Below are 25,138 nucleotides of genomic sequence, written 5' to 3' on the forward strand. Positions count from 1 at the left end.
CCATCGACCAGGGAATTTGCAGTGAACAGCATCACCGCGCGAACGTGGCGCAGCGCCTGGGCAGCCGTCGGCTGCGCGCTGCTGCTTGCGGCCGCGCATGCAAGCGAGACCGCCTCTTCCGGCATCAGCGAGACCATCGTGGAGGTGCCCAAGTCTGCGGGCATCTTCACGCTCAAGCTGGAGACGACCGTCTACAAGCCGGCCGGCGACGGCCCGTTCCCGCTCATCGTGCTCAACCATGGCAAGGCGCGCGGCAAGGCGGCATTCCAGGCGCGTGCCCGTTACAGCGAGCAGGCTGCGGCACTGGTCGCACGCGGCTACGTGGTGGCCATTCCGATGCGGCAGGGGTTTTCCAAATCCGGCGGCGCGTACATCGGCAGCGGTTGCAACGTGGAAGCCAACGGCATCATCCAGGCCGAAGACGTGGTGGCCACGCTCGACTACATGACCGCGCAGCCGTACGTGGACCGCAACCGCATCGTCGTCATGGGCCAGTCGCATGGCGGCCTGACCACGCTGGCCTTCGGCACCATCGCCTACCCCGGCGTGCGTGGGCTGGTGAACTTTGCCGGTGGCCTGCGCAACGACACCTGCGTCGATTGGGAAGGCAACCTCGTGCGCGCCTTCGAGACGTACGGCCGCCAGTCACGCTACCCCTCGCTCTGGTTTTACGGCGACAACGACAGCTACTGGCCAACGCCGATGCCCGACAAGATGTTCGCGGCCTACACCGGTGCCGGCGGCAAAGGCCGGCTGGTGGATTTCGGCAACTTCAAGAGCGACTCGCACGGCATGTTTGCAAGCCATGCAGGGCTTGCCATCTGGCTGCCGCAGGTCGACGCCTTCCTGCGCGAACTCGGCCTGCCCGCAGGCCCGGTTCAAGCGGCGGCCCCCGGCAGCAACGCTGAAGCCTCCGGCGCAGACGACCCCAAGTCCGACACCAACAAGGACCCCGAATGAACGCTTTCGAGACCCTCGCCTTCGCCCAGCACGGCGCCGTCGCCACGCTCACGCTCAACCGGCCGGACGTGCGCAACGCCTTCAACGAGACCGTCATCGCCGAGCTGACCGGCGCGTTCCGCGCGCTGGCCGATGAGCCGAGCGTGCGCGCCATCGTCCTGTCCGGCAATGGCCCCGCCTTCTGCGCGGGCGCCGACCTGAACTGGATGAAGAAGATGGCCGGCTACTCGGATGACGAAAACCGCGCCGACGCGCTGCGCCTGGCCGAAATGCTGCGCGCCATCTACACGTGCCCCAAGCCCGTGATCGCGCGCGTGCAGGGCGATACGTACGCCGGCGGCGTCGGCCTGGTCGCCGCGTGCGACATCGTCGTTGCTGTCGACACGGCCAACTTCTGCCTGTCGGAAGCGAAGCTCGGCTTGATTCCGGCCACCATCAGCCCGTATGTGATCCGCGCCCTGGGCGAGCAGGCGTCGCGCCGCTACTTCATCACCGCAGAACGCTTTTCGGCTGCCGAAGCCCATCGCCTCGGCCTCGTGCATGAACTGGTGAGCGCAGATGCGCTCGACGCCAAGGTGGCTGACATCACCGCTGCGCTCGTCGCCAACAGCCCGAACGCCGTGCGTGAGAGCAAGCGCCTCGTGCGCGAGGTGTCTGGCGCCGCGGTCAATGACGCCTTGCTGGCGGATACCGCTGAGCGCATCGCCGCCATCCGCGCCTCGGAAGAAGGCCGCGAAGGCGTGCAAAGTTTTCTGGGCAAGCGCAAGCCGAACTGGCTGCTGCCGGCCTGATCCGCATAACAACGAAACCACGCATCACTTGAAGGAAGTCCTCATGCAATCCACTCCGCTCAACTTCGTTCCGAACGCCGCCAAGGCGCCCGTCACGCCGAGCCAGGCGCCCGACGCGCGCTGGAGCCGCGAAGCCATCGAAGCGCTGTTCGCGCTGCCGTTCAACGACCTGCTGTTCCAGGCGCAGCAGGTGCACCGCGCCAACTTTGATGCGAATGCGGTGCAGCTTTCGACGCTGCTGTCCATCAAGACTGGCGGCTGCCCGGAAGATTGCTCGTACTGCCCGCAATCGGCCCGCTACGACACCGGTGTCGAGGCTGAAAAGCTGATGCCGATCGACGCCGTGCTCGAAGCCGCGTCGCGCGCCAAGCAAAACGGCGCAAGCCGCTTCTGCATGGGTGCAGCCTGGCGCAACCCGAAGCCGCATCAGCTTGATGCCGTGGCCGACATGGTGCGCGGCGTGAAGGCAATGGGGCTGGAGACATGCGTGACGCTGGGCATGCTCAAGCAGGAACAGGCCGCGCAACTGAAGGACGCGGGCCTGGATTACTACAACCACAACCTCGATACCGCGCCCGAGTTCTACGGCGAGATCATCACCACGCGCACGTATCAGGACCGGCTCGATACGCTGGAGCACGTGCGTGACGCTGGCATCAACGTGTGCTGCGGCGGCATCGTCGGCCTCGGTGAATCCGTGCACGAGCGTGCAGGCCTGATCGCAGAGTTGGCGAATATGGAGCCGTATCCGGACTCGGTGCCCATCAACAACCTTGTGAAGGTGGAAGGCACCCCGCTGGCGGGCAACGAAGAACTGGATCCGTTTGATTTCGTGCGCACGATTGCGGTGGCGCGCATCACGATGCCCAAGGCGATGGTGCGGCTCTCCGCTGGCCGTGAGGCGATGGACGATGCGCTGCAGGCGCTGTGCTTCATGGCGGGCGCCAACTCGATCTTCTATGGCGAGAAGCTGCTGACGACGGATAACCCGGAGGCGGATGCAGATCGGAAGCTGCTGGCGCGGTTGGGGATGCGGGTGGAGGTGCAGGATCACATGCACCATGAATCGCATGCAGGGGCGCAGTCTTCGCATTGTCATATCGACATTACGCCTGCGGACTGATGCTTTGTTGTGGGGGTGGGTCTTGGTTTTTTGTTGGTGGTCTGCCTCCCTTTCGTCCCCTGCCGGGGCCGACTCACTTTCTTTGTCTTGCCAAAGAAAGTAAGCAAAGAAAGGCGCGCCCGAGATGGCGAAGGATTCCTTGAATTTATGTCGCAGAGAGGGAGAGGAGGCAAACTCGCTTCGCTCAGACAAGCCTCCTCTCTTTTTCCTCTCTGCAACAGAAATTCAAGGCGCCATCTAGGGCATCAACGGCAACACCATCGCAGTGCAAACGTGGTGGTGGGTAGTTGGAAACGGCGAGCGAAGCAAAGCATCACACAGCAACAAGCAAGAGCCTGACAGCGCATGCACACCAACGGTTTGGCCGTTGACGTTCCTGCCCTTGATGGCGCCTTGAATTTGTGTAAGCGGGCGGAAACAAGATGGGGAACTGTCTGAGCGCAGCGAGTTTTCCCCATCTCCGCCCGGTTACACAAATTCAAGGAAGGGGGTCGCCATCTCGGGCGCGCCTTTCTTTGGTTACTTTCTTTGGCAAGACAAAGAAAGTGACTCAGCCCCGGCAGGGGATGAAACAAGGGATGCACCACAAGTGCAGAAGATGCAGACAGAAAGCACCGGAGACACACACCAATGATCACCAAGCTCCTCATCGCCAACCGAGGCGAAATCGCCTGCCGGGTCGCCGCCACTTGCCGCAAGCTCGGCATCCGCACGGTCGCGGTCTACTCTGATGCCGACGCCAACGCCCGCCACGTCGCGGCCTGCGACGAAGCCATCCACATCGGTGAGCCCGCCGCCCGCGACAGCTACCTGCGCGCCGACCGCATCCTCGAAGCCGCGCGCGCCACGGGCGCTCAGGCCGTCCACCCCGGCTACGGCTTCCTGTCGGAAAACGAAGCTTTCGCCAAGGCTTGCGCAGACGCCGGCATCATCTTCGTCGGCCCGCCGGCCTCGGCCATCGAAGCCATGGGCAGCAAAAGCGCGGCCAAGGCGTTGATGGAAACCGCGGGCGTGCCGCTCGTTCCCGGTTACCACGGTGACAACCAAGACGCCGCATTCCTGCGCACGCAGGCTGATCGCATCGGCTATCCGGTGCTCATCAAGGCGAGCGCGGGCGGCGGCGGCAAGGGCATGCGCGTGGTGGAATCGGGCGATGCGTTCGAAGCATCGCTGGCTTCTGTCAAGCGCGAAGCCTCCTCCAGCTTTGGCGATGACCGCGTGCTGATCGAGAAATACCTCACGCGCCCGCGCCACATTGAAATCCAGGTGTTTGCCGACAGCTTCGGCGGCGCCGTCTACCTGTTCGAACGCGACTGCTCGGTGCAGCGCCGCCACCAGAAGGTCTTGGAAGAAGCGCCTGCCCCCGGCATGACGCTGGACCGTCGCCGCGCGATGGGTGAAGCCGCCGTGGCTGCCGCGCGCGCCGTGGGCTACGTGGGTGCCGGCACGGTCGAGTTCATCGTCGATGAAGACGGCACGTTCTACTTCATGGAGATGAACACGCGCCTGCAGGTCGAGCATCCGGTCACCGAAATGATCACGGGCGAGGACCTCGTCGAATGGCAATTGCGCGTCGCCTCCGGCGAGCCGCTGCCGCGCGCGCAGGACGAACTGCACATCCATGGCCACGCGCTGGAAGCACGTATCTACGCAGAAAACCCCGAGCGCGATTTTCTGCCGTCCATCGGCACGCTGAAGGTGCTGCGCACGCCGGCGGCGGTGGAATTTACCGTGGGCGCGCAGGCCAATGGCGGGCCCGCCGCCGTGCGCATCGACGCGGGCGTGCGCGAAGGCGATGCCATCAGCCCTTATTACGATCCGATGATCGCCAAGCTCATCGTCTGGGGCCGTGACCGTGAAGAAGCGCTCGCGCGCATGCTGCAGGCGCTGGGCAGCTTCCACCTGGTGGGGCTGTCGTCCAACGTGGCATTCCTGCGCCGGCTCGTTGCATCGAAGCCGTTTGCGACCGCCGATCTGGATACCGGCCTGATCGCGCGCAATCACGACACGCTGTTCCCGGCAGCCCCGGCCGTGCCGCAGGACGCCATCGCCCTGGCCGTGGCTGCGCTGCTTGCCCGCGAAGCACGCAGCCTGCGCACCGACACGCGCGATCCGCATTCGCCCTGGGCGCGCGGCAGCGGCTGGCGTCTGAACGGCGCGGCTGAGCGCACGCTGCGCTTCTCCCACGGCGAACAGGCCGCCGACGCCACGCTTGTCTACGGCCGGGACGGATCGCGGCTGAAAGTTGGCGGCAGCGAAGCGCCCTTCGCCTCGCAGCGCCATGCAGAGACCTTCACCGTCACGCTCGGCACGCACAAGGCGACTGGTCAGGTGCATGTCGACGGCGACACATTCCACGTCTTCACCGGCGGCGCGCACTGGACGCTGGAGCGCCACGACCCGTTGGCGCACGCGGGCGAAGCCGACGACGAAGGCGGCAAGCTGACCGCGCCGATGCCCGGCAAGGTCATCGCTGTGCTGGCCGCCCCAGGGCAGACCGTCACCAAGGGCGCGCCGCTCGTCGTCATGGAAGCCATGAAGATGGAGCACACGCTCACGGCACCTGCCGACGGCGTCGTCGAATCCGTGCTGTATGGCGTGGGCGATCAGGTGACGGAAGGCGTGCAGTTGCTGGCGTTCAAGCCCGCCGAATGACGCCCAACGGGGCTGCCACACGCCTTGGCGGCCCCTGCTACACTGCTTGACGTATACGTCAATCACCCGCACTGAAGTCGCCCCACATGCACATCCAGATCTACACGCCCGACGGCAAGCCCCAACCCTGGCTCGATGGTTTTGCGCAGGCACTGCCCGAGGCGCGGCTGTCGGTGTGGGAGCACGGTGCGGCGCAGGATGCTGACTACGCCGTGGTCTGGCAACCGCCCGCCGACATGCTGCGCGATCGTCGCGATTTGCGCGCCGTGTTCAACCTCGGGGCGGGCGTCGATGCCATCCTCGGCCTGCGCGCGCAATCGCCCGATGCCATTCCGGACAGCCTGCCGATCGTGCGCCTGGACGACGCCGGCATGGCCGCGCAGATGGGCGAATACGTCACGCACGCCGTGCTGCGCCTCTTCCGCCGGCTTGATGAATACGAGCGCCAGCAGCAAGCCAAGATGTGGCGTTTCCTCAAGCCGTTCAACCGCGATGAGTTTGTCGTCGGCGTGCTGGGCCTGGGCGTGCTCGGTACGCACATCGCCAAGACGCTGGCGGGCTTCGGCTTTCCGGTGCGCGGCTGGAGCCGCTCTGCCAAGCACGTCGATGGCGTCGATTGCCGCGCGGGCAGCGATGCCCTGCCGGGTTTTCTCGCCGGCACGCGGGTGCTGGTGAACGTGCTGCCGCTGACGGCAGACACCGAAAACGTGATCGACGCAAAGCTGCTCGCTCAACTCGCACCGGGCGCGTTCGTTGTCAACGTGGCGCGCGGCAAGCATCTGGTGGAAGACGACCTGCTGGCCGCCGTGCGCAGCGGCCACATCGCGGGGGCTGCGCTCGACGTGTTCCGCACAGAGCCGCTGCCGGCCGACCACCCTTTCTGGACCGAACCGCGCATCCACATCACGCCGCACATTTCGGCGCTGACGCTGCGCGAGGTCAGCATTGCCCAGATCGCGCGCAAGATCCGCGCGCTGGAAGCCGGCGAACCGATTGCCGGCATCGTCGATCTGCAACGAGGTTACTGAGATGAGCATTCCGAATTTTGTGAAGGTGGTCGAGGTCGGCCCGCGCGACGGTCTTCAGAACGAGAAGGCGCCGGTTTCCACCGACACCAAGGTCGAACTGGTTAACCGGCTGTCCGAGGCCGGCTTCGTCAACGTGGAAGCCGCGTCGTTCGTGTCACCCAAATGGGTGCCCGCAATGGCCGATGGCGCCGACGTGATGGCGCGCATACAGCGCCGGCCGGGCACGCTGTATTCGGTGCTCACACCCAACATGAAGGGCTTCGAAGGCGCCGCTGCAGCAGGCGCGGACGAGATCGTGATCTTCAGCGCCGCCAGCGAGGCCTTTGCGCAGAAGAACATCAACTGCACGATCGCTGAATCGATCGAACGCTTTGTGCCGGTGGCCCAGGCCGCCAAGGCTGCGGGCATTCGCGTGCGCGGGTCGATCTCGTGTTCGCTGGGCTGCCCGTATCAGGGCGAGGTGCCGGTGTCGTCGGTGGTGGATGTCATCAAGCGCATGGCTGATCTGGGCTGCGACGAGATCGACATTGCCGACACCATCGGCGTGGGCACGGCCGGGCAGGTGAAAACCGTGATGGAAGCCGCCGCGGCGACGTTCCCGATCGACCGCCTCTCGGGCCATTTCCACGACACGTACGGGCAGGCGCTGGCCAACATCCTCGCCAGCCTGGAAGTCGGCATCGCGATCTTCCACGCCTCGGTGGCCGGGCTGGGCGGCTGCCCGTATGCCAAGGGCGCGACCGGCAACGTCGCCACCGAAGACGTGCTGTACCTGCTGCACGGCCTGGGCATCCGCACCGGCATCGAGCTCGACAAGGTCGTGCTGGCGGGTGACTTCATCTCGCAGGCCATCGGCCGCCCGACCGCCTCGCGTGCGGGCCGCGCGCTGCTGCTCAAGCTGCAGGACCAGATCGCCCAGGGCTGCATCTGAAACCCCATCAAGAACAACGACGATGACCTCTACCGATACGAACGCACCGCTGCCTGAATCCGCCCAACGCGTGGCCGACCACCTGCGCACGCTCGGCTACGAAAAAAACATCGTGATGCTGCCGGCCACCGGCAAGACCTCCGCTGAAGCGGCTGCCGGGCTGGGCTGCTCCGTGGCCGAGATCGCCAAGTCGATCATCTTCCGACGCGCGGAAGACGATGTGCCGGTGCTGGTGATCGCCAGCGGCACCAATCGTGTCGACGAGGCAAAGGTTTCCGCGCACGTGGGCGCGCTGGCCAAGGCCGATGCGAAGTTCGTACGCGAGAAGACCGGTTACGCCATCGGCGGCGTGTGTCCGGTCGGCCATGCGGTCAAGCCTGTGATGCTGCTCGACCGCGATCTGTTCCAGTACGACAGCGTGTGGGCCGCTGCCGGCCACCCGCACGCCGTGTTCAACCTCACGCCCGCGGAACTCGAAGCCATGACGGGCGCGCCGGTGGCCGACGTCGCCTTGCGCGACTGACCGCACAAGCATGGACGCCTGCACACGCGCGCAACTGAAGCTCTCGCTCGGCAAGCTGCGCAATAGCCGCGCGCAAGCCGAGCGCGCGCAGCCTGTGGCATCGCCGTGCATCAGCGTGTGCAAGATGGACGAGGCGCACGGCCTGTGCATCGGCTGCATGCGCACCATCGACGAGATTGCCGCGTGGTCGACCATGAACGACGCGGCTCGCCTGGCCGTGTGGAAAACCTTGCCCGAGCGCGCCTGCGCCTGGCTCAACGACACGCCCTGCGCCTGAGCGCCCATCACCATGGCCGAACACGACATCGTCACCTTGCCTGATTCGATGCGCGTGTTCGAGCGCGGCTGGCTGTCGTCCAACAACATCCTTTTCTTCGATGACGAAGCGCAGGGCGGTTGCACGCTGGTGGACACCGGCTACCTCACGCACGCCCCGCAAACCGTGGCGCTTGTGCAGCACGCGCTGCAAGGCAGGCCGCTGCGCCGTCTGCTGAACACGCACCTGCACTCCGACCATTGCGGCGGCAACGCGGCGCTGCAGGCCATCTACGGCAGTCACACGCGCGTGCCCGCCGCGCAGATCGACGACGTGCGCCGCTGGGATACCGACGCCCTCAGCTACGGCCCCACCGGCCAGGAGTGCGCACGCTTCACGTTGCCGGATCGCGATGCCGACGCAGGCCTCGCTGACGGTATGACTGCACGACTGGGCGGCTTCGACTGGCAGGTCATCAGCGCACCCGGGCACGACCCGCACGCGGTCATCCTCTTCAACCCCGACACACGCGTGCTGATCTCTGCCGATGCGTTGTGGGAGCGCGGCTTTGGTGTGATCTTTCCCGAACTGGAAGGCGAGAGCGGTTTTGCCGAACAGCAGGCCATTCTTGAGCGCATCGCGCAGCTCGACGCGCGCGTGGTGATTCCCGGACATGGCCGGCCGTTCACCAGCGTCAACGCCGCGATTGATGCATCGCTGGGGCGTCTTGCGTATCTGCGTGCAGACCCGGAGCGCAATGCGCTGCACGCCATCCGCGTGCTGGTGAAGTTCAAGCTGCTGGAGCAGCAGGCCCTGTCGCACGAGGCGCTGTTTGCGTGGTTCACGCAGACCACGCTGATGCCGCGCTTGCAGGCGCGCTTCTTCGCAAGCCAATCGATGGAAACGTTGGTGGATGCCGCGATCGCAGCGCTGGTCAAGGCAGGCGCCGCCACCGTCGAACACGGCCGCATCCTGAACCGCGATTGACGTGCCGCTCGGTGGCGATGCCCCGCTACAATGCAGCGACGCCTCTTCTCTTCGCCTGGGCATGCCGAAACCTGCCACACCCACCCCGCCCGAATCTGCCACAGAAGCCGAAACACCGCGCCGCAAGCGCGGCCGTCCTGCGCAGGATGCCAACGAGGGCTTGCGCCGCGCGCTGATCGAGCAATCGGCCAGACTGTTCCGCGAGAAGGGCTACGGCAACACCACGGTGCGCGACATTGCCGCCGCCACGGGCGTTCATGCGGGCAGTTGGTTCTACTACTTCAAGACTAAGCAGGACATCCTGCAAGCGGTGATCGAACACGGCCTGACCGTGGCGCTGGCGGACATCGAAGCCATCGATATCGACGACCTGCCGCCGCGCGAGGCGATGCGCCAACTCGTGCGCGCGCATCTCTACACGATCCTTGCGCCCCACCAGGATTTCATTCCGGTGATGCTGTACGAGTGGCGCTCGCTCGATACGCAGGCGCAAGAACGCATCATCGCGCTCAAGGATCGCTACGAAGACATCTGGACGCGCGTGATCGACCGCCTGCGCGCCTCAGGCGAATGGGCACACCCGACGCCCGTTGACCGCCTGCTGATGTTCGGTGCGCTCAACTGGACGGCGCAGTGGTATCAGGCTGGCGCGGGCATCAGCATTGACGCGCTGGCCGATCAGGCGGTGCTGTTCATCCTGCGTACGCCGCCCCAGCCGGCGGCCTAGTCCTCGCTATCGCGCGTCGCCTTCGAACAGCGTCTGGTTGGCGCTGCGCAGCACGTGCTTCTGGATCTTGCCGGTCGCTGTCATGGGCAGCTTGTCGACCACGGCAATGTGTTTTGGCACTTCAAAGCCACCGAGATGCTCTCGGCAGTGTGCCTGCAACGCGGCAGCATCGGCTTGTGCATCGGGCTTGAGGCAGACAAACGCAGCCACCGCTTCCACCCAGTGCACATGCGGCAAGCCGACCACCGCGGCATTCGCCACGGCCGGGTGCCGCAGCAACACTTCTTCCACCTTGACCGAGGGCACGTTCTCACCGCCGGTCTTGATCATGTCCTTGATGCGGTCCTTGAACTGAAGCTGGCCATCGGCATCCCACATGCCGAGGTCGCCCGTGTGGTGCCAGCCGAAGCGGCGCGCGTTGGCCGTGGCCTGCGGGTCCTTGTAGTAGCCGAGCATGACGTTGGGGCCGCGATGCACGATCTCGCCCAATTGGTTCGGGCCGAGCAGATTGCCTTGATCGTCCATCACCGCTGCTTCGTTCACCATGCACGGCTGGCCCCAATAGTTGCCGGTGCGCTGCAGTTGCTGGTTGGGCGCGAAATACATCGTCATCGGGAAGATTTCGGTCTGGCCGGAGCCGAGCGCAAAGTTCGGACACACCTCGGCAATCAGGCGCTCGAGCAGCGGCTTGGCCATCGGCGCCATCGCATACAGGCATAGGCGCAGGCTGGACAGATCTCGCTGCGCGCGCAGCGGATGGTGCAGCAGCGCGGCGTACGTGAGCGGCAGGCCGAACAGTTGCGTGATGCGCTCGTTCGCAATCGCGTCGAGCAGCGCTGCCGGATCAAAGCCGCGCTGGATGACGAGCGTGGCGCCCACCATCATCGCGGACGCGGCGGTCGCAAACTGCGCGCAGTGGAACATCGGCAGCAGGCACGAGAACACGTCGGTCTCGTTCAGATTGAGGCCGGCGATGTTGGACATCAACGCGGCATGCACCGAGCGGTGCGAGTGCATTGCGCCCTTCGGCCGGCCGGTCGTGCCGCTGGTGTACATGATGAGCGCGAGATCGCGATCGTCGATCACCACGGCGGGCAGCGTATCGGCGTGGCCTTGCAGCGCCTGCTCCACGGTTTGCGGGCCATCGGCAACCGGTGCGCCGAAGCATTGATGCGCGGGCAGCGCGAGCGCCGACAGCGTGTCGCGCAGCGCCGGGTAAAGCGCCGCGTCGATCACCACGTGCCGCGCCTCGGCATGCTCGAGGATGTAGCGCACATCGTCCGGACCGAGCATCGCGTTGATCGGCACCCACACCAGCCCCGCCTTGAGAATGCCGTACGCGGCCACCAGAAACTGCGCCGAGTTGCCGCAGAGCATCGCCACCTTGTCGCCGGGCAAGAGGCCGCTTGCAAGCAGCGCGTGCGCATAGCGATTGCTGTCTGCATTGAGTTCGCCATGCGTCATGCGGCGCGGGCCGTCCACCAGCGCGACCTTCGCGCCGAACTTGCGTGCACTGCGATGCAACGTGTCGCCCAGCGCCACCCGGTTCAGCAGGTTGGCTTCAAGCGTGGTGTCTGGCGTGGCTTCGGACATGGGACGTCTCCTATGGACTGCATTGACTGCATTGACCACATGAACTGCACGACGAAACGATGGATCGGGACGGCAGTGCAGCCGTCAGGCCGCGGCAATCTCCATCAACAACCCGCCGGGCGCAACCTGTGCCCCGACCTGGGTGAACAGACCTTTCACCTCGCCTGCGAGCGGCGCGGCAATGCTGTGCTCCATCTTCATCGCCTCCACCACCAGCAGCACCTGACCGGCGCAAACGGCCTCGCCTTCGGCCACGTGCACGGCAACCACGCGGCCGTTCATCGGTGCGCTGATGCGGCCGCTGCCGGTTTGCGTGCCGCTGCGCTCGGCCTTGGCGTAGGTGGTGTCGATGGCGGTGTGTTCGATGCCATTCAGCACGAAGTGGCAAGCGCCGGCCGTGACGGCGTAATCCACCGCGTGGAATGTGTCGCCCAGCGCCAGCGTGACGCGACCGTCGCCCTCTGACACAAGCGCCACCTGCGTGGCACCGCCGTCCCAGGCCAGTTCCCATTGCTGCGCACCGAGCGCACGCACGCGCATGTCGATCGCTTCGCCGTCGAGCGTAAAGCGGCACAGCGTCGGATACGTGCGGCTGCTGGCCCACCCATGCAGTTCTGCGGGATAGCGGCGTGCGGTGTCTTCACGCAAGTGGGTGAGCAGCACGGCAGCCGCCTGGCAGATCGCTGCATCGGGTACGGCCGCCTGCCGCGTCGCCGCCGGGAAATGGCGGTCGATGAACGCCGTCGACACATCGCCGGCAAGGAACGCCGGATGCGCCACGCAGTCGCGCAGAAACGCCCGGTTGGTCGGCAGCCCAAGCAGCAGGCAATCGTCCAGGGCGCGCGCAAGACGTCGGCAGGCATCGGCGCGGTCGGTGCCGTGCGCGACGATCTTGGCGAGCATCGAGTCGTAGTACGGCGAAACGACGAGCCCGTCGGTCAACGCATGGTCCGTGCGCACATCTCCGGGCGCACGCCAGCGCGCGACGGTGCCGCTCTGCGGCAGGAAATTCTGCTGCGGGTCTTCTGCGCACAGGCGCACTTCGATGGCGTGCCCGCCTTGTGCGCGACGTGCATCGATGGCGTCTTGCGCAAGCGGCAACGGCTCGCCCAGCGCTACGCGCAACTGCCACTCGACCAGATCGACGCCGACGATCGCTTCGGTCACCGCATGCTCGACTTGCAGGCGTGTGTTCATCTCCATGAAGTAGAACGCGCCGTCCGGGGCGAGCAAGAATTCCAGCGTGCCCGCGCCCACGTAGCCGATGGCGCGTGCCGCCGCCACCGACACTGCACCCATGCGCGCACGCAGCTCGGGCGATACGGCCGGCGACGGCGATTCTTCAATCACCTTCTGATGCCGGCGCTGCACCGAACAATCGCGCTCCCCGAGGTGGACCACGTTGCCGTGCGCATCGGCAAAGACTTGAATCTCGATGTGGCGCGGCTCGACGATGGCTTTTTCGAGGATCAACTCGCCCGAGCCAAACGCGTTTTCCGCTTCGGAGCGCGCGGACTGCAGCGCCGCCGCAAACTGCTCCGCCCGGTCTACGCGCCGCATGCCGCGTCCGCCGCCGCCAGCGGCCGCCTTGATCATCACCGGATAGCCAATCCGTGCGGCTTTCTCGGCCATGCGCTCGGCCGATTGGTCTTCGCCTTGATAGCCCGGCACGCACGGCACGCCGGCGGCTTCCATGAGGCGCTTGGCGCCGGCCTTGTTGCCCATTGCGCGGATGGCATCTGCGGGTGGGCCGATGAAGACGAGGCCGGCATCCGCACATGCGCCGGCAAAGGCATCGCTCTCGGCCAGAAAGCCATAGCCTGGATGGACCGCCTGCGCGCCCGACTTGCGCGCCGCCTCCAACAACGCCGCAACGTTCAGGTACGACGCCTGCGGTTGCGACGCACCAATCGGCAACGCAAGATCGGCCGCGCGGCAATGCGGCGCATCGCGGTCAGCCTCGGAATACACGGCAATGGTGCGCATGCCAAGGCGACGCGCAGTGCGCATGATGCGCAGCGCAATCTCGCCCCGGTTGGCGATGAGGATCGAGCGGAATGCGGCATGCGAGGTGGCCATCGCGTTAGCCCTTCTTGCCCGGCAGCGTGTTCATGTATTTGCAGATGATGCCGAGCATCACCTCGTCCGCGCCGCCGCCAATCGAGCCCAGACGCCCGTCACGGTAATAGCGCGAGACCGGGTTGTCCCACGTGAAGCCCATGCCGCCCCAGAACTGCAGGCAGGCATCCGGCACGATGCGCGCCAGCCGCCCCGCCTTGAGCTTGGCCATCGATGCCAGCTCCGTCACGTCCTGCCCCTGGATGTACAGATCGCACGCGCGATACGTGAGCGCGCGCAACGCTTCCACTTCCGTCTTCAGCTCGGCCAGCTTGAAGTGCACCCACTGGTTGTCGAGCAGGCTGGCGCCAAACAACTTGCGCTCGCGCGCGTACTCGGCGGTGGTCTCGATGCACATCGTCATCGTTGCCAGGCTGCTGGCCGCGGCCCACATGCGCTCCTCCTGGAACTGCAGCATCTGGTACGTGAAGCCCTTGCCTTCCTCGCCGATGCGGTAGCGTTGGGGCACGCGCACGTCGTCAAAGTAGATGAGGCCCGTGTCCGACGAATTCATGCCGATCTTGCGGATCTTCTTGCCGACCGACACGCCCTTCGTGTTCATCGGCACGATGATGAGCGACTTGTTGCGGTGGGCGGGATCGTCCGACGTGTTGGCCAGCAGGCACATCCAGTCGGCCTGCAGGCTGTTGGTGATCCACATCTTGCTGCCGTTGATGATGTAGTCGTCGCCGTCCTTGCGCGCGGTGGTTTTGATGCTCGCCACATCGGAGCCCGCGCTCGGCTCCGACACGCCCACGCACGCCACCGCATCGCCGCTGATGGCGGGGGCGAGAAACTGCGCGCGCAGTTCGTCCGAACCGAAGCGTGCGAGCGCGGGCGTCGCCATGTCGGTCTGCACGCCAATCGCCATGGGCACGCCGCCGCAGTGGATGTGCCCAAGCGTCTCGGCCATCGCCATCGCATACGAATAGTCGAGCCCCAGACCGCCGAATTCGGTGGGCTTGGCGATGCCGAGAAAGCCCAGCTCGCCCATCTTCTTGAAGAGCTGCTTGGCGGGAAACATCTCCGCCGCTTCCCATTCATCCACGTACGGGTTGATGTCGCTGTCGATGAAGCGTTTCAGGTTGCGCTGCAGTTCCTGGTGCTCGTGCGTGAAGTGCATGGTGTCTCGCTCCGTTGTCCTGGTGTGCTGGGCTGTTCGTGTATGGATTTCGGGATGCGCTACGGGCGCGCAACGCCAAACTGGATCGGATGCGGCGTCCGCCTGCGCGCTTCGTCGCAGACGGAGAGCACGCAGGCGAGCACCTTGCGCGTATCGCGCGGGTCGATCACACCGTCGTCCAGCAGCCGACCCGAAACGGTGAACGCGTCGGACTGCCGCTCGAACGTGTCGATCACCTTGGCACGCATCGCTTCAATGGCGTCGTGGTCGACGGTCTGGGTCTTGCGTTGCATGCTCGCGGCCATGACCGTCGCCATCGTGCCGGCGGCCTGCTCTGCGCCCATCACGGCCGTCTTGGCATTGGGCCAGCTGAAGCAAAAGTCCGGAAAGAAGCCGCGCCCCGACATGCCGTAGTTGCCCGCCCCGAACGACGCACCGCAATGCACGGTGATGCGCGGCACGGTGGCGTTGGCCATGGCCTGGATCATCTTCGAGCCGTGCTTGATCATGCCGGCCTGCTCCGACGCCTTGCCGACGATGAAGCCGGTGGTGTTTTGCAGGTACAGCAGCGGCGTATCAGACTGGCAGCACGCCTGGATGAAGTGCACCACCTTGGTGGCGCCCGCCGGGTCCAGCGGCCCGTTGTTCGTGATGACCCCAACGCGCATGCCGCAGATGGCCGCGTGCCCGGTGACGGTGCCCGGGCCGTAGTCAGGCTTGAACTCCAGGAAGTCCGACCCGTCGGCAATGCGTGCAATCACCTCGCGCATGTCGAGCGGTTTGCGATGATCGGTCAGCGCAATGCCGAGCAATTCTTCCGCATCAAAGCGCGGCGGCGCATAAGGGCGATCCGCTGCCGGTACATCGCGGTTCCAGTCGAGCGCAGCAACAAGTTCGCGTGCGATGCGCAGTGCATCGGCATCGTCTTCGGCAAGGTATTCGGCAAGGCCCGACGTGCTGGCGTGCATCTGTGCGCCGCCCAGTTCTTCTTCAGTGGCGATCTCGCCCGTGGCCGCTTTCAGCAACGGCGGACCAGCAAGGAACGCGCGCGCGCGATCACGCACCATCACCACGTAGTCCGACAGGCCCGGCATGTAGGCACCACCCGCGGTGCTCGACCCATGCACCACGCTGATCACCGGAATGCCCGCCGCCGACAGCCGCGCGAGCCAATAGAAGCCGCTGCCGCCGTGGATGAAGGTCTCCACGCGATAGGTCAGCAGGTTGGCGCCGGCCGATTCGACGAGATGGATGAACGGCAGCTTCTGCTCCAGCGCAATAGCCTGCGCGCGCTGGAACTTCTCGATGCCCATCGGTTGCACGGCCCCTGCGTCGATACCCGCGTCGTCGACGATGATCATCGCGCGCACGCCGCTCACCCAGCCGATGCCCGCGATGAAGCCGCCGCCAGGAATGGAGCGCGCCGGGTCGGTGTGATCGAGGCAAAAGCCTGCCAGCGTCGACAGCTCAAGGAACGGCGCGCCGGCGTCGAGCAGGCGGCCCAGCCGGTCGCGCGGCAGCAGTTGCCCGCGTTGCTCGAAGCGCGCGCGCGAAGCCTCGGACTTGTCGCGCGTGCGGTTCTCCAGCGTCCGCAACTGGCCCACGCGCTCTGTAAGCGCGGCATGGTTCTGCCGATATGCATCGCTCTGCGGCACGATGCGCGATTCAAGCGCCGGCATTGCGGCCCTCCTCGTCTTGCAGCACCTTGGGCGTCACGGCCAGGTGGAAGCCGTTGAACGGCTCGGCGCCATGACGCGGTGCCGGCATGGGCGACCCGGGCCGCACGTTCGGGCGGCCGCCGTCCACGCGCAGCGTCGTGCCGGTGATAAACGCGGCGGCTTCCGACAGCAGGTACACGATTGCCGACGACACCTCCGCCTCGGTGGCAAAGCGCCCAAGCGGCACGGTCGAAGGCATGCTGCGGATGGTCTCGGCCATCCACGGCGGATACGCATCCATGCCCGACGATGCCACGTAGCCCGGCGCCACCGCGTTCACGCGTACGCCGTATTGCGCCCATTCGAACGCCGCCGTCTCCGTAAAGTTGACCATGCCCGCGCGCGCTGCGCCGGAGTGGCCCATGTTCGGCATGCCGCCCCACATGTCGGCCACGATGTTGACGATGGCACCGCCGTGCTGCTGCATCGCCTGATTCAGGCACTCGCGGGCCATCAGGAAGCCGCCGGTCAGGTTCGTCTGCACCACCGCTTCCCAGCCCTTGGCGGAGATGTCCTTGAGCGGCGCCGGAAACTGGCCGCCGGCGTTGTTGACCAGCGCATCGATGCGGCCGTGCTCGCCGTAGATTTGCGCGACGGTGGCTTGCGCAGCAGCCTCGTCGCGGATGTTGCAAACGTAGGTGTGCGCGGTGCCGCCGGCTTCGACGATCTCCGTGCGCACGGCGGCGAGCTTCTCTGCATTGCGCCCCACCAGCGCAACGGCCGCGCCCAGCGATGCCAGCTCATGCGCCGTGCACCGGCCGATGCCGCTGCCGCCGCCCGTCACCACGGCCACTTGCCCCTGAAACAGCCCCGGTCGAAAGACTGAGCGATACATGGTTCTCTCCCTGAATGCGCGCGTTAGGCCCTTAGGCCCAGCCGAGCTGGCGTGCGGCAAGATCGCTGAGGACTTCCTCCGCGCCGCCGCCGATCATGTAGACCTTCACTTCACGATAGATGCGCTCCGACTTCGTGCCGCGCATGAAGCCCATGCCACCGAGCAGTTGCACGGCCGTGTCGGCGCAGAACTGCAGGCTCTGGGTGGCGAAGTTCTTCAGCATGCACAGCTGCGCGACCGGAGAGTCGCCGGCCTGCATGCGCCGCATCAGGTCTTCAAGTAATGCCCGCGTCGCTTCGATGCGCGTGGCCATCGCCACCAGCTTCTGCCGCGCGACTTGATGCTGCACGAGACGCTTGCCGAAGGTTTCGCGCTGGGTGGCCCATTCCACGGCTTCGGTCAGGCACGTGCGCGCCAGACCGTAGGCCTGCATCGCCAGCGCCAGGCGTTCGTGGTTGAAGTTGCGCATGATTAGCTCGAAGCCGCGGTTTTCCGCGCCGAGCAGGTTGGTGACAGGCACGCGGCAATCATCGAAATGCAGTTGAGCGGTGTCGGAGCACCACCAGCCCATCTTCTTGAGCGGCGTGCGCGTCAGGCCCCGCGTGTTGCCCTCCACCAGCAGCACGGAGATGCCGCCCGCGCCCGCCCCGCCCGTGCGCACGGCCACGGTGATGTAATCGGCGCGCATGCCGGAGGTGATGAAGATCTTGCTGCCGTTGACGATGTAGTAATCGCCGTCGCGCACCGCGCGCGTGGTGAGGTTGGCGACGTCCGAGCCGCCCGAAGGCTCCGTGATGGCAAGCGCGCTGATCTTCTCGCCCGCCAGGATTTGCGGCAACACACGCGCCTTCAGTTCTGCCGATCCGCCCGCCACGATGGGCGGCGCGCCGATCGTGTGGCTGAACAGCGATGCGAGCAGACCACCACTGGCCGCCCGCGTCAGTTCTTCGATCATCGCCAGTTCAAGAAACAAATCACCCGGCGTGCCACCGTATTCCTCGGGGAAACCGATGCCGAGCAAGCCAAGGTCGGCCGCCTCGCGATACAGCGCACGCGGAAACGTCTCGGCCTCTTCCCATGCATCGATGTGCGGCAGCACGGCCTTGTCGACAAAGCGGCGAACGGTCTCGCGAAACGTATCGTGATCGGCGTCGTGATCGGCGTCGAAGCGGGCAGACGGCAGCAAGCCAGAGAGCATGATCGCCTCGTCCATCAGGGGTGGTCGACCGGCACGCGCACGGGCATCGTCAGCAGCACCTGCGCCATGCCCTTGCCGAGCGGGTCGTTGCGCAGCGAGGCCATCCCGCCACCGCCCAACGCCCGTTCGCACACGAAGTTGAGGGCGTGAATGCCGGGCAAGTCGTATCGCGTGACGCGCCCCTTCACGACGTGCGCTAGGTAAGCGGCAACGGCGTCTTCCGTCAATTGCGCGCGCAGCAACGGCAGGTCTTCAGGCCGACGCGCGATGACGCCGATATTGGAGGTGTCGCCCTTGTCGCCGCTGCGGGCATACGCGAGTTCGATGAGCGGAACTTCGCGTGTCGGGCCGGGCGGCAAGGCGTCCGATGCTGGTGCGACGGCGGACGCTTCAAGCAGGGCGCCGCCCGTCGGCACGTCAATGTCGATGCTGTCGCCACCCAGCAGCGTCACGCGCGCCTGCACGCGCGCCTTGTCGATCAGGAAGGCGTATTGCTTGATGGCCGGCACCACGCTTGGCCGCCCGCCGGCGCCGGTCGTGCCCGGCGCCCACGACGTGCCGGCCGGGGCGATTTCGCGCGCGAACAGTTCCAACGCCTGCTTGTTCGGATGCGTCACCGCCAGCCACATCACCGATTCAAATCGTGGCACGTTCGGCTGATGCGGCCCGAAGAGGAACGCCGAACCGAGCGTCTCGATATGCGTTGCGCTGTAATCCGGCAGACCGAGCTGGCGGAACAGGCCGCGCGTGCGCTCCAGAATCGCCTGGGCTGTGCGGCGCGCCTTGCGATCGGCATCGATGCCGACAACGGTGAGCTGACCCGTCGCGCGATAGCCGTCGGCATACGTTGCGCTCACCTTGTAATCGGGCGTCGGCGCGCGACCGCGTGCGCCGCGCACTTCGACGCGGTGCTCGCCGGCCTGCGTCATCGTCACGTGTGTGAAATCACAAACGACATCGGGCAGCACATAGCGCACGGGGTCGCCGATTTCGTAGAGCAGCTGTTCGCCCACGGTCGCAGGCGTCACCAGCCCGCCCGTGCCGTCGGGCTTGGTGACGATGAAGCTGCCATCAGCCCGGCATTCGACGATGGGGTAGCCGCTGTGCGCCCAGTCGGGCACGGCTTCCCAATCGGTGTGCAGGCCGCCCGCGCCTTGGCAGCCGCATTCAAGGATGTGCCCAGCGAGGCTGCCGGCGGCGAGTCGATCGTAATCATCGATCGCCCAGCTGAAGTGGTGCATCAACGCGCCAAGCGTGACGGCGCTGTCGACGCATCGCCCTGTGATGACGACCTGCGCGCCAGCATCCAGCGCCGCCTTGATCGGCAACGCGCCGAGATACGCGTTGGCACTGACCACCTTGTCGGGCAAGGGGCGGCCGCTTTGCAGTTCGCGCACGCCTTCGTCGCGCAGCGCGGGCAGCAACGGTGTGACATCGTCGCCTTCCACCACCGCAATGCGCACGCTCACGCCCAGTTCATCGGCCAACGCCTGCAGCGCCGTTGCGCATCCGCGCGGATTCACGCCGCCCGCGTTGGCGATGATGCGGATGTTCTGCGCCAGCGCATCCTTGAGCACCGCGCGCATCGCCACGCTCACAAAGTCGGTGGCGCAACCCAGCTCGGCGTTCTTCATGCGCGCGCTGGCCAGCAGCGACATGGTCAGCTCGGCCAGGTAATCGAAGACAAGAAAATCGAGGCGGCCCGAGGCGACCAGTTGCATCGGGCCCGTGATGCTGTCGCCCCAGAAACCGCTGGCCCCGCCAATGGAAACGGTGTCCTTGCGCATGTCAGCGGCCCGTCCAGTTGGGAGCGCGCTTTTCGCGAAAGGCGGCTTGCCCTTCCTGCGCGTCTTCGGTCAGTGCAAACAGGCCAATCTGACTTTCGGTAAAGGCCATGGCCTGTTCGAAGCTGAGCTGCTCGACGTGCTTGAGCGTGTACAGGCCGCGCCGGATGGCCGACGGCGATTTGTCGACCAGCCGCGCGAGCAATGCGTCGACTGCAGCATCCAGCGCTTCAGGCTCGGCGACTTCGTTGACGAGGCCGGCGGCGAGCGCGCGGTCTGCGTTCATCGGTTCGCCCGTCAGGCAGAGTTCATTGAGTACGCGGCGCGGCAACTGGTGCTGCAGCACGGCCAGCACCTGCGCCGGAAACAGGCCGACCTTCACTTCCGGCAACCCGAACGTGGCGCTGCGACTGGCCACCGCCAGATCGCACATCGCCAGCAAGCCCATGCCGCCCGCCATGCACGCGCCGTTCACGCGGGCGACGAGCGGCACGATGCAGCGACGCGCCGCGCGAAACAGATCGGCCAGCGCCTGGTGCGGCTCGGAATAGTCGAAGCGGAACGATTGGCCGCTTTGCAGATCGGCCCCCGCACAGAAGGCGCGCGTACCGGCGCCGGTCAGCACCACGGCGCGCACGGCGGCGTCACGGTCGGCGTCGGCCAGCGCGGCAGTCAGCGCTTCGAGCACGGCGGCGTTGATCGCGTTGCGGCGGTCTTCGCGCTGAATGGTCAGCCACAGCGCTTGGCCGCGCCGCTCGATGAGGAGTTCCGGGTCCATGCTCACGCGACGCTCGCCTTGAAAGGGAATTCGGTTGGACAACCTGCCCGGTAATACTAAATCATTTGATTGAAAAAATGGAAGCGTTTGGGCATCGCGGCTCTCAACAATTTTCTACGGCGGCCCGGGAACGTCATAACCCCCTGATTTATATGACGAAGCCTGCATGTTCGTAAGGAATTCGCTTGCCGATGCGTTGACTCGCTCACATGCAAACGATAACAATTCTCATTTGCATCACACATGTAATGAGAACTTTTGGGGAGAGGCAGCACGCCATGTACGCAGCACAGACGGAACGCAAGCGCACCGAACATTCGGTCGTGGGATATCTAACCGGCGCAATGAGCTTTGCCGTGGCTTCAGCGCCGGCGCTGGCCGACACGAAAAAAGACGCCGTATCCGCCACCCTGCCCGAGCAGACCGTAACGGGCAGCAGCGGCTTCAAGACGGATACCGCGTCCGGCGGCAAATTCACCGCGCCGCTGCTCGATACGCCCAAGTCCGTCACAGTCATTCCGGCTGAGGTGCTGCAGGACACCGGCTCCGTCACGCTCACCGAGGCGCTGCGCACGGTGCCGGGCATTGCGTTTGGCGCCGGCGAAGGCGGCAACCCCGTCGGCGATCGCCCGTTCATCCGCGGCTACGACGCGCAGGCCAGCACCTTCCTCGACGGGCTACGCGACATCGGTGCGCAATCGCGCGAGATGTTCAACGTGGAATCGGTGGAGGTCATCAAAGGGCCGTCGGGTGCGTATGAAGGCCGCGGCGCGGCAGGCGGCGCGGTCAACATCGTCACGAAGACGCCCAAGCTGGAGCACTTCACCGAGGGCACGCTGTCAGTCGGCAACGCGGCGTACAAACGTGTCACGGCCGACGGCAACTACCAGATCGGCGAGCACGCCGCCTTCCGCCTCAACGCGATGGCCCACGACGCCGCCGTTGCGGGGCGCGACGTGACGAGCTTCAGCCGTTGGGGCATTGCACCGTCCATCGCCTTTGGGCTGGGCACGCCCACACGGGCGACGCTGTCGTACTACCACCTGCAATCGAACGACACGCCCGACACCGGCATTCCGTACAACAACGGCACGTTCAACCGCCGCACCGACGGCCGCCCGCAGCTGTTCGGCCCCGGCGACGGCGCGCCCGTGCATGTCGACCGCAATGTCTACTACGGCCTGTCGCGCGACTTCCGCCGCGACCGCGCTGACATGGGCACCTTCACGCTGGAGCACGATGTGTCGAGCGCGCTGAAGCTGCGCAACACCACGCGCATCGCCCGCACAAGCCAGGACACCCTCTGGACGCAGCCCGACGACAGCCAGGGCAACATCTACTACGGCATGGTCTGGCGCCGCACCAATTCGCGCTATTCGGTGGCCAACACCGTCGCCAACCAGACGGAAGCGACCGGAAAGTTCGACACCGGCGGTCTCAAGCACAGCTATGCGGCGGGCCTGGAGTTCTCGCGCGAGCGCAGCCGCAATGACACATACGCGGTGGCCACCGGCAGCAGCCGTTGCCCGAGCGGCATCGGCGCGGCCGGCGGCTACAACTGCACCGATCTCTTCAACCCGAACCCGAACGACCCCTGGGCGGGCAGCATCAAGCTCAACAACAATCCCGCCGAGACGACGGTGCGCACGCAATCGGCCTACGTGTTCGACACGATCGAGCTGTCGCCGCGCTGGCAGGTCAACGGCGGGCTGCGCTTTGATCGCTATTCGGCATCGGCCACCACGTCGGCCAGTGCGCAAGGCATGCGTTCGAGCTTCTCGCGCGATGACAATCTGCTGAACTACCAGCTCGGCGTGGTGTTCAAGCCTGCGCAGAACGGCAGCATCTACGTGGCGTACGGCACGTCTTCCACGCCGTCGGGCTGGGTGGCGGGCCAGGGCGCTGATACAAGCGCGCTCACGCCGGACCGCTCGGGCAATCGCGGCGACGTGCTCGCTCCGGAAAAGAACCGCGCCTACGAACTCGGCACCAAGTGGAACGTGCTCGACAGCAAGCTGGCACTGACGGCCGCGATCTTCCGGATCGAGACGACCAACGCCCGCATCGTGCAGCAGGACGGCACCGCCGCCATGGCGGGCAACAAGCGCGTCGATGGCTTCGAGCTGGGCTGGTCGGGCGCGCTGACCAACCGCTGGCAGGTGTTCGGCGGTTACACGTATCTGAAGAGCGAGCTGCGCAACAACGGTGGCGCGGGCGCTGCCTTTGGCGGCACCAACGGTACAGCCTTCCCCAACACGCCGAAGAACAGCTTCAGCCTGTGGACGGCGTATCAGCCGATGCCGAAACTCACCCTGGGCGGCGGCGCGTACTACGTCTCGAAGGTGTGGGGCAGCGCCAACCCCGCCAACCCGAAGTGGGTGCCGGCCTACTGGCGCTTTGACGCCATGGCCGCGTACCGCATCGACAAACACACCACCCTGCAACTGAACGTGCAGAACGTGTTCGACAAGGTGTACTTCAACCAGGCGTATGCATCGCACTACGCATCGCTGGCACCGGGCCGCACGGCCATCCTGACGCTGGGCATCCGCTACTGATGCCGGCTGACGCTGCAACCGCCGCAGCGGCTGTCGGCCCCACAGCCGATCCGGCGGTGGTCGATGCGATCCACGCCGTGCTGACCGGCCCTGCTGAGCGCGCCGCACGCTGGCTGGCGGCTGCCGCCCGGCGCGGGCACACCGAAGCGCAGGCCATCTTCGGCCAATGGCTGCTCGATGGCCGCGGCGTCGAACGCGATCCGGGCGAAGCGCTGTTCTGGTTCAAGACGGCCGCGCTATCGGGCCACGCGATGGCCGCCAACATGCTGGGCCGCTGCTATGAGCACGGCTGGGGTGCGCCCGCCTGCGACAAGACCGCCACGCACTGGTACGCCCGCGCGGCCGATGCCGGCCTCGACTGGGGTCAGTACAACTACGCGACGCAGTTGCAACTGGGGCGCGGCATCCCGGCGGACCGCGCTCGCGCATTCGCGCTCTTTCAGGCTGCGGCCGCGCAAGGCCACGCCAAGTCGATCAACGTGCTCGGCGGCTTCTATGAAGACGGCTGGGAAGTCGAGGCGGACACGGCGATGGCCCTGCGCTGCTACCTGCGCGCCGCAGAGGGCGGCGACTTTCGCGGCCAGTTCAACGCCGCGCGCCTGCTCGCACTCGCCAACCGCGCAAACGACGCCGTCACCTGGATGCACGCCGTCACGCGCACCGCCACACCCGCCTTCCTCGCGAAGGCGCATGACTTTCTCGCCGGCCATCCCGATGCGCGCCTGCGCGTGCTGGCCATCGCGCTGGAAACCGAACCATCATGTTGCTGAAGATTCCCAACGTCTTGACCAAGGAACAGGTTGCGCGGTGCCGCGCCATCATCGGTGCCGCCGAGTGGGTGGACGGCAAGGTCACCGCCGGCGCGCAGTCAGGCCAGGTGAAGCACAACATGCAGCTGCCCGAAGGCTCGCCGGCTGCGCGCAAGGTCGGCACCTTGATTCAGGATGCGCTGTCTGCCAATACGCTGTTCTTTTCGGCCGCGTTGCCGCTCAAGGTCTTTCCACCGCTGTTCAACCGCTACGCGGGCGGCCAGACCTTCGGCAACCACGTCGACAACGCCGTGCGTCACCTGCGCGGCACGGATTTCCGCATGCGCAGCGACCTCTCCTGCACGCTGTTCCTGACCGAACCTGAAGACTACGACGGCGGCGAACTCATCATCGACGACACCTTCGGCGAGCACCGCGTCAGGCTTGCAGCGGGTGACATGGTGCTCTACCCCAGCAGCAGCCTGCACCGCGTGACGCCTGTCACACGCGGCGCTCGCGTCTGTTCATTCTTCTGGCTGCAGAGCATGGTGCGCGGCGACGCGCATCGCACGCTGCTGTTCCAGATGGATACGGAACTGCAGCGGTTGATGGGATTGCTGGGGCAGGACGACCCGTCAGTCATCGCCTTGACGGGGACGTATCACAACCTGCTGCGCGAATGGGCCGACGCCTAGACGGCTGC

21 protein-coding genes are annotated in these 25,138 nt (G+C 65.9%); 13 read left to right on the forward strand and 8 right to left on the reverse strand.

Going from position 1 to position 25,138, the window contains the following annotated elements; all coding sequences use genetic code 11:
* The first annotated feature begins 21 nt into the window (after positions 1-21).
* The 10 genes from BM136_RS17980 to BM136_RS18035 all read left to right on the forward strand — a co-directional run bounded on the left by BM136_RS17980 (position 22) and on the right by BM136_RS18035 (position 9,981).
* Complete coding sequence (locus BM136_RS17980; RefSeq protein WP_092973643.1) at positions 22-960, forward strand: dienelactone hydrolase family protein; 939 nt, start codon at positions 22-24, stop codon at positions 958-960.
* Positions 957-1,751: an enoyl-CoA hydratase/isomerase family protein gene (locus BM136_RS17985; protein ID WP_092973644.1), complete on the forward strand. Its 795-nt coding sequence runs from the start codon at positions 957-959 to the stop codon at positions 1,749-1,751. The genes BM136_RS17980 and BM136_RS17985 overlap by 4 nt, the downstream gene beginning before the upstream one ends.
* A gap of 43 nt (positions 1,752-1,794) precedes the next feature.
* The gene (bioB, locus tag BM136_RS17990; RefSeq protein WP_092973646.1) at positions 1,795-2,874 is read left to right on the forward strand and encodes a biotin synthase BioB; all 1,080 of its coding nucleotides are present in this window, start codon (positions 1,795-1,797) and stop codon (positions 2,872-2,874) included.
* Positions 2,875-3,504: 630 nt separating this feature from the next.
* Complete coding sequence (locus BM136_RS18005) at positions 3,505-5,529, forward strand: acetyl/propionyl/methylcrotonyl-CoA carboxylase subunit alpha (protein ID WP_092973648.1); 2,025 nt, start codon at positions 3,505-3,507, stop codon at positions 5,527-5,529.
* An 86-nt stretch (positions 5,530-5,615) separates the two neighbouring features.
* The gene (locus BM136_RS18010) at positions 5,616-6,557 is read left to right on the forward strand and encodes a 2-hydroxyacid dehydrogenase (RefSeq protein ID WP_092973650.1); all 942 of its coding nucleotides are present in this window, start codon (positions 5,616-5,618) and stop codon (positions 6,555-6,557) included.
* Position 6,558: 1 nt separating this feature from the next.
* On the forward strand, positions 6,559-7,488 hold the full coding sequence (locus tag BM136_RS18015) for a hydroxymethylglutaryl-CoA lyase (protein WP_092973652.1): 930 nt from the start codon (positions 6,559-6,561) through the stop codon (positions 7,486-7,488).
* 22 nt (positions 7,489-7,510) lie between these two features.
* Positions 7,511-8,011 (forward strand): YbaK/EbsC family protein, encoded by a 501-nt coding sequence (locus BM136_RS18020; protein WP_092973654.1) that lies wholly within the window; start codon positions 7,511-7,513, stop codon positions 8,009-8,011.
* 10 nt (positions 8,012-8,021) lie between these two features.
* Positions 8,022-8,288, forward strand: coding sequence for a DUF1289 domain-containing protein (locus BM136_RS18025; protein WP_092973656.1), 267 nt, complete (start codon positions 8,022-8,024; stop codon positions 8,286-8,288).
* 12 nt (positions 8,289-8,300) lie between these two features.
* Positions 8,301-9,254, forward strand: a complete 954-nt coding sequence (locus BM136_RS18030) for an MBL fold metallo-hydrolase (protein ID WP_092973658.1) — start codon at positions 8,301-8,303, stop codon at positions 9,252-9,254.
* 61 nt (positions 9,255-9,315) lie between these two features.
* Positions 9,316-9,981, forward strand: a complete 666-nt coding sequence (locus BM136_RS18035; RefSeq protein ID WP_092973661.1) for a TetR/AcrR family transcriptional regulator — start codon at positions 9,316-9,318, stop codon at positions 9,979-9,981.
* Between the two features lie 6 nt (positions 9,982-9,987).
* On the opposite strand, the gene BM136_RS18040 is transcribed toward BM136_RS18035, so the two are convergent.
* The 8 genes from BM136_RS18040 to BM136_RS18075 form a co-directional block, all read right to left on the reverse strand.
* Complete coding sequence (locus BM136_RS18040) at positions 9,988-11,574, reverse strand: AMP-binding protein (protein ID WP_092973663.1); 1,587 nt, start codon at positions 11,572-11,574, stop codon at positions 9,988-9,990.
* Between the two features lie 84 nt (positions 11,575-11,658).
* Complete coding sequence (locus BM136_RS18045; protein ID WP_092973665.1) at positions 11,659-13,653, reverse strand: acetyl/propionyl/methylcrotonyl-CoA carboxylase subunit alpha; 1,995 nt, start codon at positions 13,651-13,653, stop codon at positions 11,659-11,661.
* Between the two features lie 4 nt (positions 13,654-13,657).
* Positions 13,658-14,815: an acyl-CoA dehydrogenase family protein gene (locus tag BM136_RS18050; RefSeq protein WP_092973667.1), complete on the reverse strand. Its 1,158-nt coding sequence runs from the start codon at positions 14,813-14,815 to the stop codon at positions 13,658-13,660.
* 59 nt (positions 14,816-14,874) lie between these two features.
* Positions 14,875-16,494 (reverse strand): acyl-CoA carboxylase subunit beta, encoded by a 1,620-nt coding sequence (locus BM136_RS18055; protein ID WP_092973669.1) that lies wholly within the window; start codon positions 16,492-16,494, stop codon positions 14,875-14,877.
* A complete protein-coding gene (locus BM136_RS18060; protein ID WP_092973671.1) occupies positions 16,481-17,368 on the reverse strand; it encodes an SDR family oxidoreductase in 888 nt (295 codons plus the stop codon). Before BM136_RS18060 ends, BM136_RS18055 begins: the two co-directional genes overlap by 14 nt.
* A gap of 31 nt (positions 17,369-17,399) precedes the next feature.
* The gene (locus BM136_RS18065; protein WP_092973801.1) at positions 17,400-18,566 is read right to left on the reverse strand and encodes an acyl-CoA dehydrogenase family protein; all 1,167 of its coding nucleotides are present in this window, start codon (positions 18,564-18,566) and stop codon (positions 17,400-17,402) included.
* Positions 18,567-18,580: 14 nt separating this feature from the next.
* The gene (locus BM136_RS18070; protein ID WP_092973673.1) at positions 18,581-20,353 is read right to left on the reverse strand and encodes an acyclic terpene utilization AtuA family protein; all 1,773 of its coding nucleotides are present in this window, start codon (positions 20,351-20,353) and stop codon (positions 18,581-18,583) included.
* A gap of 1 nt (position 20,354) precedes the next feature.
* Positions 20,355-21,128: an enoyl-CoA hydratase/isomerase family protein gene (locus BM136_RS18075; protein ID WP_175537163.1), complete on the reverse strand. Its 774-nt coding sequence runs from the start codon at positions 21,126-21,128 to the stop codon at positions 20,355-20,357.
* A 278-nt stretch (positions 21,129-21,406) separates the two neighbouring features.
* Between BM136_RS18075 and BM136_RS18080 the strand changes: the two genes are divergently transcribed.
* The 3 genes from BM136_RS18080 to BM136_RS18090 are packed head-to-tail and all read left to right on the forward strand — an operon-like array spanning position 21,407 to position 25,130.
* Complete coding sequence (locus BM136_RS18080; RefSeq protein WP_092973677.1) at positions 21,407-23,686, forward strand: TonB-dependent receptor; 2,280 nt, start codon at positions 21,407-21,409, stop codon at positions 23,684-23,686.
* Positions 23,686-24,456: a tetratricopeptide repeat protein gene (locus tag BM136_RS18085; protein WP_092973679.1), complete on the forward strand. Its 771-nt coding sequence runs from the start codon at positions 23,686-23,688 to the stop codon at positions 24,454-24,456. Before BM136_RS18080 ends, BM136_RS18085 begins: the two co-directional genes overlap by 1 nt.
* Positions 24,447-25,130, forward strand: coding sequence for a Fe2+-dependent dioxygenase (locus BM136_RS18090; protein ID WP_092973681.1), 684 nt, complete (start codon positions 24,447-24,449; stop codon positions 25,128-25,130). Before BM136_RS18085 ends, BM136_RS18090 begins: the two co-directional genes overlap by 10 nt.
* The last annotated feature ends 8 nt before the right edge of the window (positions 25,131-25,138 follow it).

The organism is Ralstonia sp. NFACC01 (genome assembly GCF_900115545.1).
GTDB classification, from domain to species: Bacteria; Pseudomonadota; Gammaproteobacteria; order Burkholderiales; family Burkholderiaceae; genus Ralstonia; species Ralstonia mojiangensis.

Excerpts from the sequence above, each read along its gene's own strand:
- BM136_RS17985 (WP_092973644.1), top strand. The coding sequence starts at position 957 with ATGAACGCTTTCGAGACCCTCGCCTTCGCCCAGCACGGCGCCGTCGCC.
- bioB (WP_092973646.1), top strand. The coding sequence starts at position 1,795 with ATGCAATCCACTCCGCTCAACTTCGTTCCGAACGCCGCCAAGGCGCCC.
- BM136_RS18005 (WP_092973648.1), top strand. The coding sequence starts at position 3,505 with ATGATCACCAAGCTCCTCATCGCCAACCGAGGCGAAATCGCCTGCCGG.
- BM136_RS18010 (WP_092973650.1), top strand. The coding sequence starts at position 5,616 with ATGCACATCCAGATCTACACGCCCGACGGCAAGCCCCAACCCTGGCTC.
- BM136_RS18015 (WP_092973652.1), top strand. The coding sequence starts at position 6,559 with ATGAGCATTCCGAATTTTGTGAAGGTGGTCGAGGTCGGCCCGCGCGAC.
- BM136_RS18020 (WP_092973654.1), top strand. The coding sequence starts at position 7,511 with ATGACCTCTACCGATACGAACGCACCGCTGCCTGAATCCGCCCAACGC.
- BM136_RS18025 (WP_092973656.1), top strand. The coding sequence starts at position 8,022 with ATGGACGCCTGCACACGCGCGCAACTGAAGCTCTCGCTCGGCAAGCTG.
- BM136_RS18030 (WP_092973658.1), top strand. The coding sequence starts at position 8,301 with ATGGCCGAACACGACATCGTCACCTTGCCTGATTCGATGCGCGTGTTC.
- BM136_RS18035 (WP_092973661.1), top strand. The coding sequence starts at position 9,316 with ATGCCGAAACCTGCCACACCCACCCCGCCCGAATCTGCCACAGAAGCC.
- BM136_RS18040 (WP_092973663.1), bottom strand. The coding sequence starts at position 11,574 with ATGTCCGAAGCCACGCCAGACACCACGCTTGAAGCCAACCTGCTGAAC.
- BM136_RS18045 (WP_092973665.1), bottom strand. The coding sequence starts at position 13,653 with ATGGCCACCTCGCATGCCGCATTCCGCTCGATCCTCATCGCCAACCGG.
- BM136_RS18050 (WP_092973667.1), bottom strand. The coding sequence starts at position 14,815 with ATGCACTTCACGCACGAGCACCAGGAACTGCAGCGCAACCTGAAACGC.
- BM136_RS18055 (WP_092973669.1), bottom strand. The coding sequence starts at position 16,494 with ATGCCGGCGCTTGAATCGCGCATCGTGCCGCAGAGCGATGCATATCGG.
- BM136_RS18060 (WP_092973671.1), bottom strand. The coding sequence starts at position 17,368 with ATGTATCGCTCAGTCTTTCGACCGGGGCTGTTTCAGGGGCAAGTGGCC.
- BM136_RS18065 (WP_092973801.1), bottom strand. The coding sequence starts at position 18,566 with ATGCTCTCTGGCTTGCTGCCGTCTGCCCGCTTCGACGCCGATCACGAC.
- BM136_RS18070 (WP_092973673.1), bottom strand. The coding sequence starts at position 20,353 with ATGCGCAAGGACACCGTTTCCATTGGCGGGGCCAGCGGTTTCTGGGGC.
- BM136_RS18075 (WP_175537163.1), bottom strand. The coding sequence starts at position 21,128 with ATGGACCCGGAACTCCTCATCGAGCGGCGCGGCCAAGCGCTGTGGCTG.
- BM136_RS18080 (WP_092973677.1), top strand. The coding sequence starts at position 21,407 with ATGTACGCAGCACAGACGGAACGCAAGCGCACCGAACATTCGGTCGTG.
- BM136_RS18085 (WP_092973679.1), top strand. The coding sequence starts at position 23,686 with ATGCCGGCTGACGCTGCAACCGCCGCAGCGGCTGTCGGCCCCACAGCC.
- BM136_RS18090 (WP_092973681.1), top strand. The coding sequence starts at position 24,447 with ATGTTGCTGAAGATTCCCAACGTCTTGACCAAGGAACAGGTTGCGCGG.